Raw genomic sequence first — 17,348 nt, 5'->3', positions numbered from 1 at the left:
TTCACTCATGGTGGTTCTCTTGTTCACTGACCGCGAGAGGGAACTGGCGCGATGCCGCCAGGGCGTCCAGCGCCAGGTTGAGTTGCAGCACATTGACCCGTGGCTCGCCCAGCAGGCCGAAGGTGCGCCCGGTGGTGTGGGCCCGGACCAGCTTCAGCAGCCCGTCCTCGGGCAACTGCCGCAGGCGGGCAACCCGCCGGGCCTGGATCAGTGCATTGGCGACCGAGATATGCGGGTCCAGGCCGGAGCCCGAGGCCGTGACCGCGTCGACCGGCACCTGGGCCTGCGGGTCCAGGCCATTGAGGCGACGGTAGGCTTCGACCCGCTCCCGGACCGTGTCCAGCAAGCGCTGGCTGGTCGGGCCGAGGTTGCTGGCGCCGCTCAGGCCGGCGTTGTACGGCGTGGTGACGGTCTTGGTCGGATCGCTCGGATCGGTGCCCTGAGTCACGCTCGGCCGTGACTGAAAGTACTCCGGGCGATCGAACTGCTGGCCGATCAGCAACGAGCCGACCACCCGTCCGTCACGCTCCAGCAGGCTGCCCCCGGCCTGGAACGGAAACAGCAGGTTGGCCGCCACGGTGGTGACCAGCGGATAGGCCAGGCCGGTCAGCAACATGAAAAACGCCGAGGACACCAGCACCGGCCGCAACAGGCCTCGCAGCAGCGATGGGGTCGCCACCTGCGTTGACGTGGAAATACGCGTTGTCATGGGTTCATCCTCACTTGTAGGTCTGGCCGGAGAGCAGTTGCAGTTGCTCGACGATCGGCCCCAGCGCGAGCGCCGGCAGGAAGGTCAGGCCGCCGACCACCAGCACCACGAACACCACCAGGAACATGAACAGCGGTGTCGCGGTGGGAATGGTCCCGGCACCGGCCGGCGTGCTCTTTTTCATGGCCAGGCAACCGGCGACGGCCAGCATCGGCAGCATGGTGAAGAAGCGTCCGAGCAGCATTGCCAGGCCGATGGTGGTGTTGAAGAACGGTGTGTTGGCATTCAGCCCGGCGAATGCCGAACCGTTGTTGGCAGTACCGGACGTGTAGGCGTAGAGCACTTCGCTGAACCCGTGGGGGCCGACATTGTTGAGGCTGTCCAGGGTCGCCGGCCAGAGTGCCGCCAGGGCGCTGAAACCGAGGATGCAGATCGGATGCGCGAGCACCGACAGCATCACCAGTTTCATCTCCCGGGCCTCGATGCGCTTGCCGAGGAATTCCGGGGTCCGGCCGATCATCATGCCCACCAGGAACACGGTCAGCAGGGCGTACTGGATCAGGTTGATAAAGCCCACGCCATCGCCGCCGAACACGCAGTTGAGCATCATCTGCGCCATGGGCACGAAGCCGCCCATGGGCATCAGCGAATCATGCATGGCATTGACCGAACCGGTGGTGGCGCCGGTGGTGGTGGCAATGAACAGGCTGGTATCGGCGATACCGAAACGCAGTTCCTTGCCTTCCATGTTGCCGCCACTCTGGAACGCCGACAGCGACTGGTCCGCCCCCAACCGGGTGAGCAAAGGGTTACCGCCCTGCTCGGCACTGAAGACCACCGCCAGGAAACCGATGAACATCACCAGGAAGGTGCCGAAGAAGACCCAGCCCTGGCGACGCCGGACCAGCATGCTACCGAACGCATAGGTCAGCGCCGAGGGAATCAGCAGCATGCTCAGGATATGCAGGGCATTGGTCAGCGGGGTCGGGTTTTCGAACGGATGGGCAGCGTTCATGCCAAAGAAACCACCGCCGTTGGTGCCGATATGCTTGATCGATTCGAAGCTCGCCACCGCACCGACGATCACCTGTTGTCGCGCGCCTTCCAGGGTGCTCGCCAGTGCCTCGGACGACAGGGTCTGGGGCATGCCCTGCCAGACATAGACCAGTGCCATGACCAGGCACAACGGCAGCATCACCCGGTACAGGATGCGGGTGAAGTCCACCCAGTAGTTGCCGATATCCGCCGAGCGGGACCGGCTCAGGCCACGGATGAAACCGGCCGCCGCGACAACGCCGGCGGTGGCGCCGACAAACATCAGGAAGGTGATCACCGCCATCTGGCTGAAGTTGGACAGGCTGGTCTCGCCCGAATAGGCCTGCCAGTTGGTATTGGTGATAAACGAGGCGGCGGTGTTGAACGCCAGGTCCGGGCTCTGGGCAGCCAGGCCCAGCGGGTTGATCGGCATCGTCCCCTGCAGGCGCAACAGCAGGTAGCCGAGCAGCATCATCGCGCCGTTGGACAGCAACAACGCCGAACCGTAGCGGGCCCAGCCCATGGTTTCGCCGGGGTCGACACCGAGCAGCCGATAGGTCGCGCGCTCCGCCCAGCCATGACCGGTGCCGCAGAAGACGCGGGTCAGCCAGCGCCCCATCAATACCGCGAGCCCGGTCATCAACCCGAGGATCAGCGCGTATTCCAGTAATACGGTCAACATGTCGAAGCTCCGTTCAAATCTTGTTCAAGGCGACAATGAACAAGGCTGTCGCGCCGAAAAACACCAGGGTCGTGCCGACGAAAATCAGGTCGTACATGGTCGATGTCCTTGCCCGGTACGGGAGGTGAGGGCTGCGCGGGCAGCCGCTGTCGAAACGTGCGGGTTCATCAGAAGTCTTCTGCGCGGATCAGCGCATAACCCAGGTAGGCGAACAACCCGACGGCACCGAGCCCGCTGATCAGGTAGATAAGTTTGAGTGTCAACACGATGCTTCCCCTTGCTCAGTCGAAGCGTCCAGGGCGGACGCAGGCGGGGGAATTCCAGGCGCCGGACATCGGGTCCGGGCCGGCCTGAATCCCCACCTCCCAGCGTAGGGAAGGCGGTATCAAGGGCGGGCACTGATTGCAGCGGGGAATGTTAAGACGGCGTATAGAAACACCCCGTGCCCTTCCCGCGGGAAGGGCACGGGACACACAGGATCAGGGCTTGATCGGCAACCAGATCTCGACCTTGCCGGTGCCTTTTTCCGGGTTGAAGTCAGCGCTGTAGCGCTCGAACTCCGGCGCATCGGCGGCCTTGTGGCCGGAGGTGGGCAACCAGTGCTGCCAGATCGCCTCGAAGGTCTGCTTGAGGGTGTCGAGGGATCCCTGGTGCTCGAAAACCGCATAGTGCTGGGGTTGCACTTCCACCCAGCGATACAGGTCGGGCAGGTCGTCCAGCTTGCTGATAGCTACCCCGGCGATGTACTCGAAACCACCCTGGCCGTCTGGATTGCAGCAGATACCGTACGTCTCCTCGCCCACCTGGCCGGGTACATTTCCGATATGCGGTATGAAGGCGTCCCACAGATCGGGGATGGTCCCGGACGTGTCGGCGGTAAAACGCCCGCCCAATCCCGCGATCAATTGAAAGTGACCATGCTCGAAGCGTGGCGGTGACAGTGCGTGGCTAGATGCGTCGTCCATGGGTACTGAGCTCCGTAGGAAAAGTGGTGCGCATCGCAGTATAGAAGCAAAAAATAGGCTGGACAGAGTGCCATCAGCGCCTTTATCTTCAGCGCCGCAGGCCACCGCAGTGGCCGACGTCGCTCGGACGGTTCCGGGCGCTTACGTATTCAGAGGCCACCATGGCAGACCAAGGTTCGCCGCGCCGTTTCTCGCGCATCGATCGACTCCCCCCGTATGTATTCAATATCACTGCCGAGCTGAAGATGGCCGCCCGTCGTCGTGGCGAAGACATCATCGACTTGAGCATGGGCAACCCCGACGGTGCGACTCCGCCGCATATCGTCGAGAAGCTGGTGACCGTCGCCCAGCGCGAAGACACCCATGGCTACTCCACCTCCAAGGGCATCCCAAGGCTGCGCCGGGCGATTTCCCACTGGTACAAGGACCGCTACGACGTCGAGATCGACCCGGAAAGCGAAGCCATCGTCACCATCGGTTCGAAAGAGGGCCTGGCGCACCTGATGCTCGCCACCCTCGACCAGGGCGACACCGTGCTGGTGCCCAACCCCAGCTATCCGATTCATATCTACGGCGCGGTGATTGCCGGCGCCCAGGTGCGCTCGGTGCCGCTGGTACCGGGCGTGGACTTCTTCGCCGAGCTGGAGCGGGCCATCCGTGGCTCGATCCCCAAGCCGAAGATGATGATTCTCGGCTTCCCGTCGAACCCGACCGCGCAATGCGTGGAACTGGACTTCTTCGAACGGGTGATCGCCCTGGCCAAGCAGTACGACGTGCTGGTGATCCACGACCTGGCCTACGCCGACATCGTCTACGATGGCTGGAAAGCCCCGTCGATCATGCAGGTGCCGGGGGCCAAGGACATTGCGGTGGAGTTCTTCACCCTGTCCAAGAGCTACAACATGGCGGGCTGGCGGATCGGCTTCATGGTCGGCAATCCCGAGCTGGTCAGCGCCCTGGCGCGGATCAAGAGCTACCACGACTATGGCACCTTCACCCCGCTGCAAGTGGCGGCCATCGCCGCGCTGGAAGGCGATCAACAGTGCGTGCGGGATATCGCCGAACAGTATCGGCAGCGCCGCAATGTGCTGGTCAAGGGCCTGCACGAGCTGGGCTGGATGGTCGAGAATCCGAAGGCGTCGATGTATGTCTGGGCGAAGATTCCCGAGGCCTATGCACACCTGGGATCGCTGGAGTTTGCCAAGAAACTGCTGGCCGAGGCCAAGGTCTGCGTCTCGCCGGGTGTCGGTTTCGGCGAATACGGCGATGATCATGTGCGCTTTGCCCTGATCGAGAACCAGGACCGGATCCGCCAGGCTGTGCGCGGTATCCGCGCGATGTTCCGGGCTGACGGGCAGTTGAAGAAAAGCGCTGGCGAATAACCCTTCGATGATCGTTCCCACGCTCTGCGTGGGAACGCCTCTCAGGACGCTCCGCGTCCGCGCTTGCGACGCAGAGCGTCACGGGTTGCATGCCTTGGTTGCGCGCAGCAACGCTCAGCCAGGGCTCAGACCACCAGCGACAGCAGCATGATGAAGCCCAGGCCCACCACCGACAGGATGGTTTCCATCGCGGTCCAGGTCTTGAAGGTCTCGGCCACGGTCATGTTGAAATACTGCTTCACCAGCCAGAATCCCGCATCGTTGACGTGAGACAGGATCAACGAGCCCGCCCCCGTTGCCAGCACCAGCAGTTCACGGTTGACCCCGGGAATCAGGTCCACCACCGGCATCACGATACCGGCCCCGGTGATGGTCGCCACCGTCGCCGACCCCGTCGCGACGCGAATCACCGCCGCCACCAGCCAGGCCAGCAGGATCGGCGAGATCTGCGCATTCACCGCGATATGGCCGATCACGTCGCCCACGCCGCTGGTCACCAGCATCTGCTTGAAACCACCGCCGGCGCCAATGATCAGAATGATCGCCGCCGTAGGCGCCAGGCTCGCGTCCAGCAATTTGAGGATGCGTTTGGAATCCATGCCCTGGCGCTTGCCGAAGGTGTACAGCGCCAGCAGCAAGGCCAGCAGCAGGGCGCTGATCGGGTGGCCGATCATGTCCATCCAGATACGGAAGAAATGCCCGTCCGGCAGGGCGATATCGGCAAAGGTCTTGAGCAGCATCAGGAACACCGGCAGCAACACGGTGACCAGGGTCACGCTGAAGCTCGGCAGGCTGCTGGATTCCGGCTCGCGGGCCAGTTGGTCGACCAGTTCCTGGTTCGGGTTGCCCGGAATGTACCTGGCGATAAAAGAGCCGTAGATCGGACCGGCAATGATGGCGGTCGGCAGGGCGACGATCAGGCCGTAGAGGATGGTCTTGCCGATATCGGCGTTGAACACGCCGATCGCCAGCAGCGGCCCCGGATGCGGCGGCACCAGGCCATGCACGGCGGACAGGCCGGCCAGCAACGGAATGCCGATCTTGATCAACGACACACCGGTGCGCCGCGCGACGATGAACACCAGCGGGATCAGCAGCACGAAGCCGATTTCGAAGAACAGCGGAATCCCCACCAGGAACGCCGCGAACATCATCGCCCACTGCACCCGCTCCTTACCGAAGGCGCGGATCAGGGTCTGGGCGATCTGGTCGGCGCCCCCCGAGTCGGACATCATCTTGCCGAGCATCGTCCCCAGCGCGAGGATGATTCCGACAAACCCGAGCACCCCGCCGAAACCGTCCTGGAAGGCCTTGATGATCTTGTCCGCCGGCATGCCCGAGGTCAGGCCGAGAAACGCCGAGGCAATGATCAGGGCAATGAAGGGGTGGGTCTTGAAGCGGGTGATCAGCACGATCAGCCCGATAATGGTGACCACTGCATCCAGGAGCAGATAGGTCTCGTGGGACAATCCAAACATAAGGTGTCTCCTGCTTGTTGTTTTTATCGTATTCGTGAGTGAAGGACAGCTTTCAGGACAGCGCTATCTTTTCCAGCCAGCATTTTTTATCCGGTAATCAGGCCGTGCGCTCCAGGCCATGGGCCTGCCACCAGCGACTGGCCGATTGCGCCAGTTGCGCCACTTCCCGGGTCGCATCGAGCGCCAGGGTCAGCGGTTCGCCCACCGGCGACTCAAGGGCGGCGAACTGGCTGTCGATCAGGGTCCCCGGCATGAAATGGCCGGGACGATGGTTGACCCGTTCGGCGGCGACAGCCGGGGTCAGTTCGAGAAACACGAAGCCCAGGCCCGGCACGGCGCCGCGCAGGCGTTCGCGGTAGCGCAGCTTCAGCGCCGAGCAGGTCAGTACCGGACGCTGGCCGGCGGCCACGGCACGCCGCAGTTCGTCGCACAGGCTGTCGAGCCAGCCGGCACGGTCTTCATCGGTGAGGGGAGTGCCGGCGCTCATCTTGGCGATGTTCGCGGCGGGGTGAAAACTGTCGCCTTCGATCAGGGTGGCCGCGCTGAGCTGGCAGATAGCCTCGCCCACGCTGGACTTGCCGCAACCGGAAACACCCATGATAACCAGGGCAGTGATGGGTTGACTCATGTAACACCTCAGCACGCAGACAGCGCTGTCTTTGCCAGAGCTTTCGATACTGCAAAAGCAAAGCACAAAACACGCGTCGCCGACGCCTTCTTGTCATTTTTATGGGTTGCCGCGGTCAAGCTTTCCAACAGGACCAGGCGAGTTCAGGCAAACCGCGCCCGGGCATTTGCAGGCCCGTCGAGACAGCGCTACCTTAGTGCCTCGAATTTTGTTTGGCAAGCCGTCCGATGACCTCGACCAAGAACGACAAGAATCCCCGTACCACGGGACGTCCCACCCTCAATGAAGTCGCGCGCCTCGCCGGTGTCAGCCCGATCACCGCGTCCCGGGCCCTGCGCGGGATCAGCAGCGTGGCCACGGAACTGGTGGAAAAAGTCCGACGGGCGGCCGATGAGCTGAACTACGTGGTCAATCCGGCGGCCCGCGCCCTGGCCTCGGCCCAGAGCCATTCGGTGGTGGTACTGGTGCCGTCGCTGTCCAACCTGCTGTTCATCGATACCCTCGAAGCCATCCACAAGGTCCTGCGGCCCCGCGGCTTCGAAGTGCTGATCGGCAACTACCACTATTCCCGCGACGAAGAAGAAAACCTGCTGCGCAACTACATGGCCTACCAGCCCCGTGGCCTGCTGCTGACCGGCTTCGACCGCTCGGAAAGCGCCCGGCGGATGATCGAGGCGAGCAATGTGCCGTGCGTGTACATGATGGACCTGGACCCTGGCGCCGGCGTGAACTGCGTCGGTTTCTCCCAGCAGAGCGCCGGGGCCACGGCCGCCGAGCACCTGATCTCCCGTGGTCGGCGACGCCTGGCCTATATCGGCGCGCAACTCGACCAGCGCACCCTGCTGCGCGGCGAAGGCTTCCGCCGGGCGCTGCAGGCGGCCGGGCTCTACGACCCGGACCTGGAACTGCTGACGCCGCGTCCGTCGTCGGTGGGCCTGGGTGGCGAACTGTTCCTGCAATTGATGAGCAGCCATCCACAGGTCGACGCGATCTTCTTCGGCAACGACGACCTGGCCCAGGGCGCCTTGCTCGAAGCCATGCGCTGCGGCATCAAGGTGCCGGAACAAGTGGCGGTGCTGGGCTTCAACGACCTGCCCGGCTCGGCCTTCATGGTGCCGCGCCTGAGCAGCATCCGCACCCCGCGCGAAGCCATCGGCCAGCGCGCGGCCGAGCAGATGCTCAACCTGATGGCAGGCAATCCCGTGCCCCAGCCAGTGGTGGACATGGGCTTCGAATTGATGGTGCGCGAGAGCAGTTGAGACTCACCAAGGGCTGGCCGACGGTCGGTCAGCCCTCCCCCGGCCACTGCCCCCACGATACCTCTGGGCTGACTCTTGACCGCACGGGGAGCCGCGGGTCCGGCGATACCGCACAAGGCGGGGGATTTTCGGGCAGGGTTCGGACAATGGTCTACTGTGAGTATTCACCGAACCGTCATCTCCCTGTCAGAGTTCTTACTAGGAAGTCAGTATGAATCCGCTCAGAGTCCTGCTTACAGGCGCCTGTGGCCGTATTGGCAAGACCTTTTTCCTGGCTGCGCAGAACCGCTATGACTTTGTCCTCGCCGACCGCCACCAACCGGACTTTGCCATCGGCGAGCATCGTTTCGTCCGCCTCGACCTGGACGACAAGGACGAGGTCGGCGCGCTGGTCGAGGGTATCGATGTGGTGGTGCACCTGGCGGGCATTCCCTACGCGGACTCTTCTTTCGAAGAACTGCTGCCCAACAACATCATGGCCACCACCTACCTCCTGGAAGCCGCCGCCAGGGCCAGGTGCAAGCGCGTGGTGTTCGCCAGCAGCGCTCAGGCCATCGAAGGTTACGCGCAGGATCGCCAGGTCACCCCGGGCATGCCGGTGATGCCCGCCAACCTGTATGGCGTGAGCAAATGTTATGGCGAGGCCTTGTGTGCGTTCTATGCCACCCGTCGGGGCCTGTCGACCATCGCCCTGCGCATCGGTGCCTTCGAGCTCCCCGATAGCCAGGATCTGCACGACGTCGACCTGAACACCTGGCTCAGCCCGCGCGATGCCGTGCAACTGCTGCAACGGGCCATTGAAGTGGAGGACGTCCAGCACCTGGTGGCCCACGGCATTTCCGACAACCGCTTCAGGCGCCTGGACCTGAGCGAGACCACCCGGGTCCTGGGCTATCAACCGCTGGACGACAGCTTCCAGACCTTCGCTATCCCCGTACCCGTACAGGCACTCCACCGCTGAAGAGCGATTCGGCCATCCGCCGCGACGGATGGCCGCCCCTTCAGAGAGAGTTGACGTACACCGACTTGGACACCAGGTACGGTTCCAGGGCCTCCGGTCCGCCTTCGGAGCCGTAGCCCGAATCCTTCACGCCACCGAACGGCATCTCGGCCCAGGGCGTCATTGCCTGGTTGATCCACAACATGCCGGACTCGACCCGCTGGGTCAGGCGATGCACGTTGGCGAACGAACGCGTGAAGGCGTAGGCGGCCAGGCCATACGGCAGCCTGTTGGCTTCAAGAATGGCCTCGTCGAGCGAATCGAATCCGCGAATGGCGGCAACGGGACCGAAGGGTTCGTTGTTGAACACATCGGCGTCGAGAGGAACATCCGCCAGTACGGTCGGCGCGAAGAAGTTACCCGTGGTGCCGATCCGCTCGCCGCCGGTCTCCAGGCGTGCCCCGCTGGCCAGCGCACTCTCGACCACCCGGCCCATCGCGGTCAGGCGACGGCTGTTGGCCAGGGCGCCCAGGGTGGTATCCGCCTCGAGACCATTGCCGACGTTCAGGCCCTGCGCATACCGGACCATCTCCCGGGTGAATTCGGCGCGGATGCTGTTGTGCACCAGGAAACGCGTCGGCGAGATGCACACCTGCCCGGCATTGCGGAACTTCGCGCCGGCCATGGCCTTGACCGCCGCCGTCACGTCCGCGTCTTCGGCAATGATCACCGGCGCATGCCCGCCCAGTTCCATGGTGGCGCGTTTCATATGCTGGCCGGCGAGCGCCGCCAGGTGCTTGCCCACGGGGGTCGAACCGGTAAAGGTCACCTTGCGGATCACCGGGTGCGCGATCAGGTAGGACGAGATCTGCGCCGGGTCGCCGAAAACCAGCCCGACCACACCGGCCGGCACGCCGGCGTCGACAAAGGCCTGCAACAATGCCGCCGGCGATGCCGGGGTTTCCTCGGGGGCCTTGACCAGGAAGGAGCAGCCGGTTGCCAGGGCGGCGCTGAGCTTGCGCACCACCTGGTTGACCGGGAAGTTCCACGGCGTGAAGGCCGCGACCGGGCCGACCGGTTCACGCACCACCGTCTGCTGCACGGCGAGGTTGCGCGACGGGACGACGCGACCGTAGACCCGCCGCCCTTCGTCGGCGAACCACTCGATGATGTCCGCGGCGGAATTCACTTCCACACGCGATTCGGCGAGCGGCTTGCCCTGCTCCTGGGTCATCAGTTGCGCGATGGTTTCGGCCCGCTCGCGAACCAGCGCCGCGGCCTTGCGCATGATCAGCGCGCGCTCGTTGGCCGGGACCCAGCGCCAGTTGTCAAAACCACGCTGGGCAGCCGCCAGGGCGAGATCGAGATCGGCGATGTCGGCATGGGCGACCTTGCCGATCACCAGGCCGGTGGCCGGATTCAGCACATCGAGGGTCTTGCCGCTGCGGGCATCGCACCACACGCCGTCGATCAGGAGCCGGGTGTTCACGTAGCTTGCGTTTGTCATCAGTACTCTCCAGTTCAGATGGCCAATTCAGATGGCTGCATCGAGGGGTCATGGCGTCAGAACACCGACCAGTGCAATCACTATCGGGCCGGACTGCAAGTGAAATTTCCCGCCGCCCGGGCGGCAAGCACGGCGGCAAGGGTTTTCCGCTTGCCGGCCAGGGACTGCAGGTCTGTATCGGCCAGAGCGCGACAGACCGGGCTTTGTAGCAATCGGCATACAAATTGCTCGTAGCCGAGGGTATTCTCAAACCCAGGTGTTTATCCCATGTTGGTCAATGCCCGCAACCAGACTCACGCGATCCAGCCGTCGAACCGTTCCGACCTGGATCCGACCACCGCCGCCAATAACGCGCTTTCCAGCGGTTTTGTGCAAAGCGCCCAGGCCGCCGCCGGCCTTACCTCGGCCCCGGCCGCCCAGAACGCCGCCAACAAGGCGGCCGACAAGGTGGCCGATAACGTCAACGCCGCGTTCGCCAAGACCCGCGTACACCTCCAGGCCAAGGTGCCGGATGTGGCCGCTGCCGCGACCATGACCGCCACCCCGCCGACCACCCGCACCGCACCCACTGCCACCAGTAATGACAGTGATGCGATGAAGGAATTCAAGGATTACATGAGCAAGTCGCCGGTCGAGCGCCTGCGCGAACAGATGCTCAAGGAACAGGGGCTGACCGAGGAAAGCTTCAACGCCTTGCCACCGGAACAGCAGCAGGCGATCAACAACAAGATTGCCGAGCGCATCAAGGAACAGTTCAGCGCCCAGACCGACAAGAACAGCCCGAACCCGGTCGACAAGCAGGCCGCCAGCGCGTTCCTGGCGACCAACAACTAACCGCGGGAGCGGGTTGATGTGGGAGCGGGCCTGCGTGGGAGCGGGCGTGCCCGTGAAGAGGCCCTCGAGAGCGGCAAAAGCCTCGGGGGCTAGCCCCCTCCCACACAGACTCAGGGCAACTGCAATGTCGCGTTGATCTGGCTGATCGCATCCACCACATGCTTGGAGCCCTGCTGGATTTCCAGGATCGCTTCCCCCGCCTCGTTCGCCAGTTCCACTCCGCGCCCCGTTCGACTCAGGCTCGACTGCATGCTGCTCACCGCGCTGTGGGACAGTTCGTGGTTCTTGCTGACCACCGCGACGATCTCCAGCGTCGCCTGGCTGGTGCGCGCCGCCAGGCTGCGTACCTCGTCGGCCACTACAGCGAAACCGCGTCCGTGCTCACCGGCCCGCGCCGCCTCGATCGCCGCATTGAGGGCCAGCAGGTTGGTCTGGTCGGCGATGCCGCGAATGGTCTGGACGATGGTGCCGATGATGTCGGACTGACGGTTCACCGCATCGATGCTTTCGGCGGCGTCATTCAGGTTGCGGGAAATCTCCTGGATGATTTCCACCGTCTGCTGCACCACCTGGGACCCCTTCTGGGCACAGGCGTCGTTCTGTACGGAAGTGCTGTGCGCCGACTCCGCCGCCGATTGCAGGCTGATCACCTGGGAGGTGATATCGCTGGCGAACTTCACCACCTTGTACAGACGGCCCTTGGAATCGAAGATCGGGTTGTAGGAGGCTTCCAGGTACACCGTATGCCCATGCTTGTCGACGCGCTCGAAACGCCGCGAATGATATTCGCCGCGATTGAGCGACGCCCAGAAGGCCTTGTAGCCCTGGGACTCGCTCTCGCTGCGATGGCAGAACATACTGTGGTGCTGGCCCACCACTTCGTTGAGCGAGTAGTGCATGGTCTTGAGGAAGTTCTCGTTGGCGGTGATCACCCGGCCGTCCGGGCTGAACTCGATCAACGCCATGGAACGTCCCAGTGCATTGACGATGCTCTGGTTCTCATGTTCGTAGTGAATGCGTTGGGTAATATCCGACGCCACCTTGATCACACTTTCTACCTGCCGGTCGGCATTGATCACCGGCATGTAACTGGCCTCCAGCCAGACTTCCCGGCCATTCTTGTCGAGCCGCAGGAAGGTCCCGCTCAGCGGCTCGCCACGGGCCAGGTCGCGCCAGAAGCGGGCGTAGTCCTCGCTCTTGGCAAAGTCCTCTTCGCAGAAGATCCGATGATGTTTGCCACGGATCTCATCCGCCGAATAGCCCATGACCTTGCAGAAGTTTGCATTGGCTTCGAGGATATGACCGTCTGGCGTGAACTCGATCATGGCCATGGAACGACCAATCGCCGCCAACTTGGCGTTGGCCTCGGACAGCGCGCAGGAAAAGCGTTGAATTTCCAGCAGGTCGGACTTGCGATGAGAATCAAACATGGCTCAAATCCCTTTAGCACTGTCGAAAGACACTCGGAGTTGATAACTTCGCTTCAGTAAACACGCTCTTTATCGCCAAACTACCTGACAGGCACACTCCCACCGCCCGGGGGCAGTAACAGAGCATTGAACGATGTTTGATCCGGGTATCCCTGGGTATCGTTCTCATCAAGCTATCCGTGACTCAACGTCCTGATTGCACAGGCAATCTTCCTCAGAACAACAGCTTGTCGTTTATGCAGGACATAAACATGGCTACTTGGGGGACAGTAATAAGCACGCGTTTGATGGCATTCCTCATACAATCCTGCCCAAGAGCATAGACAGCCGCGGGCCGGATGCAAGCCAATCGCCAGCTACTCCTGCCGGCAACAGTACCGAGACATTACCGAGGGTGATTCAACCCAGCATATCGAACAACGCCGTCACCGCCGCCGAGTTCGTGCCGGCCACCGAAGCCACCAGCGCGAACCGGCGCTCGACGGGGGTTTCCAGACGCAGGATGCGCAGCCCCTTGCGCTCCTTCGGCAAGGTCAGCTCCGGCACCAGGCTCACCCCGAGGTTCTCCCGCACCAGGGCAAAGGCGCTGTTCCACTCGCGGACTTCAACCCTTATATCTTCGAGCCGCAGGCCGGTTTCAGCGGCAATACTGCGCGCATTGACCGTGCAGCCGCCGGTGGCCAGCACAAAGGGTTCGGCGACCAGTTCCGCCAGACTGACACGCCCGTCGACACCACGCGCCGCCAGGTGATGCTCGATGGAAACCACCGCGACCCAGCTGTCGCGCCCCAACTCGCGGGCCGCCCGCCCCGGCTCGGGGTTGAGCACGACGCCGACGTCCACCAGCTCACTGGCGAGCATGCTCTCCACCTCATGATCACTGACCTCCAGCGCGACCAGTTCGATACCGGGGTGGCGCTGGCGAAAGCGCCGTAACAGCGGCGGCAGCAACGTGCTCAGGACCATGGGAAAACTCGCCAGGCGCAGGGTGCCGTGGGTCAGCCCCCGGGCCCTGTCGACCTGCTGGCGAATCTTCTGCAGCGACCCGAGCATCAGTCGCGCCTCTTCCAGCACCTGCAGGCCGACAGCCGTGGGCACGGCCTGCCGCGCTTCGCGCACGAACAGTTGCGCGCCCAGCCCTTCCTCCATCGCGGCCAGGGCCTGACTGGCCGCCGACTGGGTCATGCCGACCTGCTCGGCGGCACGGCTGATGGTGCCGGTATCGAGGACCGCCACCAGCAGGCGCCAGTGCATCAGGTTCATCATGCCAGTAGCTGCCCTTATGGTTGGTTTATGAAGTATTAATTATACCGGGAGCCGGGGCCAATACGAGAATGCGGGCACACCAACCCCGTCCGCCCTGGAGTCCTCCTTCATGAAGTTGTACTACGCCCCCGAAACCTGTTCGCTGTCACCGCATATCGTGCTGCGCGAACTCGGCCTGCCGTTCGAACTGATACGGGTCGACAACCGCAGCAAGCTCACCGAGCACGGTGACGACTTCCTCGCCATCAATCCCAAGGGGTATGTCGCGGCGCTACAACTGGACAACGGCCAGGTGCTGACCGAAGGCGGCGTCATCGTGCAGTTTCTCGCCGACCTCAAGCCCGACGCCGGGCTGGCGCCGGCCAATGGCAGTTGGCAGCGGGTGCGCCTGCAGGAATGGCTGAACTTCCTCGGCAGCGAGGTCCACGGGACCATGGGCCCACTGTTCAATCCGGCGATCCCCGACGAGGTCAAGGCGATCTTCCGTGCGCGCCTGTTCCAGCGTTTCGCCCTGCTGGAAAACACCCTGGCACGCCAGGACTATCTGCTCGATGACGGCTTCAGCGTGGCGGATATCTACCTGTTCACCGTGATGCGCTGGAACCGCTTCTTCGACATCGACCTGCTGCCCTGGCCGGCGCTGGGCCGCTTCATGGCGCGGATCGGCGCGCGAGCCGCGGTGAAGGCCGCGCTGGAAATCGAGCAGGCCGCCTGACGATCAGCCGACGATCTCCGGCCAGCCGCGGGTCTCGATCAGCGCCAGCAACGCCTGTACGTCCCAGGCCCCCGGCCGATCCCGATCCAGCCGGGGCACCTGGCTGCGCACCGCCTGGTAGATCGAGGCACTGCCCTGCCCCAGCCGCCGTTCTCCACGCAAGTCGACCGCCTGGGCGGCGGCAATCAGTTCGATCGCCGCCTGGGTCTGCAGCAGTCGGGTCAGCTCGCGGGTTTTCTCGATCACCGCCAGGGCCTGGCCGGCGTAGTCTTCCACCCGGTCGGCCACCGGAATGCATACCGCCGGCATTGGATTGGCCAGATGGCCGATCTGCGCCACCAGGGCCGCCGAGGTCCGTTGCAACGCCGCCAGGCCGACATGCCCCGGCGTCTCGATCAGGAAGCGCGGCAGTTCGCTGGAACCCGGCGACAGCAGCTTGGCCAGGCGCTCCGCGGAGCACACCGCCAGTCGGCTGAACGCCAACCCCAGCCCTTCACTCGCCAACGCCAGATGGGTGCTGTCGAAGTTGGCGTTCGCCAGCACCTGTCCCTCTTCGACAATCAACGCCGGGTTGTCGGCCCCGCTCGCCAGCTCCATCGACAGCGTTTCACGCAGTTGCTCCCAGGCGTGTCGGGCAGCGCCCTGGACCACGCCGCCACAACGAAAGCTCAAGGGATCCTGCAAGCGTCTGGCCGATTGCGGCTGCTCCAGTTCCCCCCCCTTGAGCAGCGCCAGCAACGCAGCGCATTGCCGCGCGTGCCCACTGGCCGGATGCAGTCGCGCCGCCCACGGCTGGAACGGACTGAGGTTGGCCCGGTAGCCTTCACAGGACAACGCCAGCGCCGCCAGCAGCGAATCCAGGGCCCGGTCGGCCTCTGCCAGCAGCAAGGTCCCGAGGCCGACACTGGCGGCATTGGCCGAGACCAGCGCCAGGCCGTCCTTGCCGGACAGCCGCGCGACGGGCAAACCACTGCGGGCCAGGGCCTGCGCCGCCGGCAAACGCTGCCCCTGCCACTGCACCCAGCCCTCGCCCAGCAAACCCAGGCTCAGGTGCGCCAGGGGCGCGAGATCGCTTTCGCCCAGCGATCCGGTCAGGGGTATCTCCGGGCAGATATCGGCATTGAGCAACGCCAGCAGCGCCTGCGCCGTCGCCAGGGAAATCCCCGAACGGCCCTGGGCCAGTCCGGCCAGGCGGGCACAGGCGATCGCCCGTACTTCCTCGCGACTGGCCAGGCGCCCGACACCCACCGCGCGACCCAGCGGGATCCGCTGCTGCACCGCCGGATCGTCCGCCAGCAGACGGATATCCACTGCCGCGCCAAGGCCCGTGGTGACCCCATAGATCGCCTCGCCCGCCTCGGCCCGGGCCAGCAGCAAAGCGTGGGCCGCGGCGATCCGTTGTCGCGCCTGGACGCTGAACCGCAGCGGTGCGCCGTCCCGCGCCACTTGCAACAACGCCTGTGGGGACAGCCCCTGGCCGTCGAGCTCGACCGCCGTCATGCGAAGCGCAGCCGCTGGCCGATCCCCAGGCGCGCGGCCTTCTGCAACAAGGCGTGGCCCAGGGCGATATCGCTCAGGCTCAAGCCGCGGTGCCAGAACAGAATGCGCTCCTCGGGACTCTGCCGACCGCTCTTCAAGCCGGCGACGATCTGCCCCAGTTCGGCATGCAGGGTCTGCTCGCTGAGCTTGCCCGCCTCCACGTGGGCCCGCAGCGAACCGAACATCCCGCCCTTGCATTGGCCCCAGTCGTCGACCACCAGCTTGGCCATGATATCGGTCAGCGACAGCTCCACCGCGCTCATGGTGCCGTAGGGCACGACAAAGGCGCCGGGCGCAATCCACTCGGTACGCAGCAACGGTTGCGGCTGGTCCAGGCGCGAGGCCTCGACCACGATATCGGCGCCACGCACCGTGCTCTCCCAGTCATGGGTCACGATGACCGGCTTGCCCAGGTCGCGGCGCAGCTTCTCGGCAAAGGCCTCGCGGCTTTCCTCCCGGCGCGAATGCACGCGTATTTCGTCGAAGTCGAACAGGTGATCGAGCAGCCGCACGTTCCAGTAGGCGGTGCCCCGCGCGCCGATATGACCGAGGGTCTTGCTGTCGGGCCGGGCCAGGTACTTGGCGCCGATGGCCGTCACCGCGCCGGTGCGCATATCGGTGATCGCCGAAGCGTCGAGAATCGCCTTCGGCACGCCGGTGGCCGGGTCCAGCAGGTTGAGAATCGCCAGCTCCGACGGCAGTCCCTGGCGATAGTTGTCGACGAAGTCGCCGACCACCTTGACCCCGGCATAGCCGATATCACCGCCCAGCACGCCGCGCAGGACGTTGAAATGGCCGTTGATCCCGCCTCCGGGAATCAGGTGCGTGCGTGGCTCGATCACCGCTTCGCCGCGCCCCTGGATAGCCAGGCTGGCTTCGATGGCGGCGAGGATCTCATCATTGCCCAGGTCCAGGGCTGCGATATCCAGCCCGTTGAGAAAGTCGATATAAACAGGTTGCATGGAAGGTGGTTTCCTCT

General features: G+C 64.2%; 16 protein-coding genes and 1 pseudogene. 5 read left to right on the top strand and 12 right to left on the bottom strand.

Annotated elements, in window-relative coordinates:
• Nucleotide 1: 1 nt before the first annotated feature.
• The 4 genes from kdpC to HX881_RS11535 form a co-directional block, all read right to left on the bottom strand.
• Entirely contained in the window at nt 2–709 is a 708-nt protein-coding gene (gene kdpC, locus HX881_RS11550) for a potassium-transporting ATPase subunit KdpC (RefSeq protein ID WP_177084480.1), read from the bottom strand.
• 10 nt (nt 710–719) lie between these two features.
• Nucleotides 720–2,426 (bottom strand): potassium-transporting ATPase subunit KdpA, encoded by a 1,707-nt coding sequence (gene kdpA, locus HX881_RS11545; protein ID WP_017126189.1) that lies wholly within the window; start codon nt 2,424–2,426, stop codon nt 720–722.
• Nucleotides 2,427–2,593: 167 nt separating this feature from the next.
• On the bottom strand, nt 2,594–2,692 hold the full coding sequence (gene kdpF / locus HX881_RS11540) for a K(+)-transporting ATPase subunit F (RefSeq protein ID WP_017126190.1): 99 nt from the start codon (nt 2,690–2,692) through the stop codon (nt 2,594–2,596).
• A gap of 213 nt (nt 2,693–2,905) precedes the next feature.
• Nucleotides 2,906–3,391 carry a GyrI-like domain-containing protein gene (locus HX881_RS11535; RefSeq protein ID WP_177084478.1) on the bottom strand — a complete coding sequence of 162 codons (486 nt, stop codon included), beginning with the start codon at nt 3,389–3,391 and terminating at the stop codon, nt 2,906–2,908.
• A gap of 161 nt (nt 3,392–3,552) precedes the next feature.
• Here HX881_RS11535 and alaC point away from each other — a divergent pair, with 161 nt between their 5' ends.
• On the top strand, nt 3,553–4,773 hold the full coding sequence (gene alaC / locus HX881_RS11530; protein WP_017126192.1) for an alanine transaminase: 1,221 nt from the start codon (nt 3,553–3,555) through the stop codon (nt 4,771–4,773).
• 125 nt (nt 4,774–4,898) lie between these two features.
• On the opposite strand, the gene HX881_RS11525 is transcribed toward alaC, so the two are convergent.
• Together HX881_RS11525 and HX881_RS11520 are read right to left on the bottom strand one after the other, a co-directional pair.
• Complete coding sequence (locus HX881_RS11525) at nt 4,899–6,251, bottom strand: GntP family permease (protein WP_017126193.1); 1,353 nt, start codon at nt 6,249–6,251, stop codon at nt 4,899–4,901.
• 97 nt (nt 6,252–6,348) lie between these two features.
• Nucleotides 6,349–6,879 (bottom strand): gluconokinase, encoded by a 531-nt coding sequence (locus HX881_RS11520; protein ID WP_017126194.1) that lies wholly within the window; start codon nt 6,877–6,879, stop codon nt 6,349–6,351.
• Nucleotides 6,880–7,106: 227 nt separating this feature from the next.
• On the opposite strand from HX881_RS11520, the gene gntR reads away from it, so the two are divergent.
• Both gntR and HX881_RS11510 read left to right on the top strand, forming a co-directional pair.
• Nucleotides 7,107–8,138, top strand: coding sequence for an HTH-type transcriptional regulator GntR (gene gntR / locus HX881_RS11515; RefSeq protein WP_017126195.1), 1,032 nt, complete (start codon nt 7,107–7,109; stop codon nt 8,136–8,138).
• A gap of 211 nt (nt 8,139–8,349) precedes the next feature.
• Complete coding sequence (locus tag HX881_RS11510; protein WP_177084476.1) at nt 8,350–9,099, top strand: NAD-dependent epimerase/dehydratase family protein; 750 nt, start codon at nt 8,350–8,352, stop codon at nt 9,097–9,099.
• 40 nt (nt 9,100–9,139) lie between these two features.
• On the opposite strand, the gene HX881_RS11505 is transcribed toward HX881_RS11510, so the two are convergent.
• Complete coding sequence (locus HX881_RS11505; protein WP_017126197.1) at nt 9,140–10,585, bottom strand: NAD-dependent succinate-semialdehyde dehydrogenase; 1,446 nt, start codon at nt 10,583–10,585, stop codon at nt 9,140–9,142.
• Between the two features lie 267 nt (nt 10,586–10,852).
• Here HX881_RS11505 and HX881_RS11500 point away from each other — a divergent pair, with 267 nt between their 5' ends.
• Nucleotides 10,853–11,419, top strand: a complete 567-nt coding sequence (locus tag HX881_RS11500; RefSeq protein WP_017126198.1) for a hypothetical protein — start codon at nt 10,853–10,855, stop codon at nt 11,417–11,419.
• Nucleotides 11,420–11,529: 110 nt separating this feature from the next.
• Here HX881_RS11500 and HX881_RS33200 read toward each other — a convergent pair whose 3' ends face one another.
• From HX881_RS33200 to HX881_RS11490, 3 genes and pseudogenes are all read right to left on the bottom strand, one after another.
• The gene (locus HX881_RS33200; RefSeq protein WP_370591019.1) at nt 11,530–11,913 is read right to left on the bottom strand and encodes a methyl-accepting chemotaxis protein; all 384 of its coding nucleotides are present in this window, start codon (nt 11,911–11,913) and stop codon (nt 11,530–11,532) included.
• Nucleotides 11,914–12,081: 168 nt separating this feature from the next.
• Nucleotides 12,082–12,849: pseudogene (locus tag HX881_RS33195) on the bottom strand (PAS domain-containing protein); the annotation flags it as partial.
• A 399-nt stretch (nt 12,850–13,248) separates the two neighbouring features.
• Nucleotides 13,249–14,115: a LysR family transcriptional regulator gene (locus HX881_RS11490; protein WP_177084474.1), complete on the bottom strand. Its 867-nt coding sequence runs from the start codon at nt 14,113–14,115 to the stop codon at nt 13,249–13,251.
• Nucleotides 14,116–14,224: 109 nt separating this feature from the next.
• Here HX881_RS11490 and gstA point away from each other — a divergent pair, with 109 nt between their 5' ends.
• Nucleotides 14,225–14,830: a glutathione transferase GstA gene (gene gstA / locus HX881_RS11485; protein ID WP_177084472.1), complete on the top strand. Its 606-nt coding sequence runs from the start codon at nt 14,225–14,227 to the stop codon at nt 14,828–14,830.
• Between the two features lie 3 nt (nt 14,831–14,833).
• On the opposite strand, the gene HX881_RS11480 is transcribed toward gstA, so the two are convergent.
• Together HX881_RS11480 and HX881_RS11475 are read right to left on the bottom strand one after the other, a co-directional pair.
• Entirely contained in the window at nt 14,834–16,330 is a 1,497-nt protein-coding gene (locus tag HX881_RS11480) for an HAL/PAL/TAL family ammonia-lyase (protein WP_177084470.1), read from the bottom strand.
• Nucleotides 16,327–17,331: an ornithine cyclodeaminase family protein gene (locus tag HX881_RS11475; protein WP_177084468.1), complete on the bottom strand. Its 1,005-nt coding sequence runs from the start codon at nt 17,329–17,331 to the stop codon at nt 16,327–16,329. Before HX881_RS11475 ends, HX881_RS11480 begins: the two co-directional genes overlap by 4 nt.
• Nucleotides 17,332–17,348 lie beyond the last annotated feature (17 nt).

This window comes from Pseudomonas gingeri, assembly GCF_013386115.1.
Taxonomy (GTDB): Bacteria; Pseudomonadota; Gammaproteobacteria; order Pseudomonadales; family Pseudomonadaceae; genus Aquipseudomonas; species Aquipseudomonas gingeri.
Note: the sequence above shows the minus strand (reverse complement) of the source record. Positions and strands in the feature narration are given on the sequence as shown.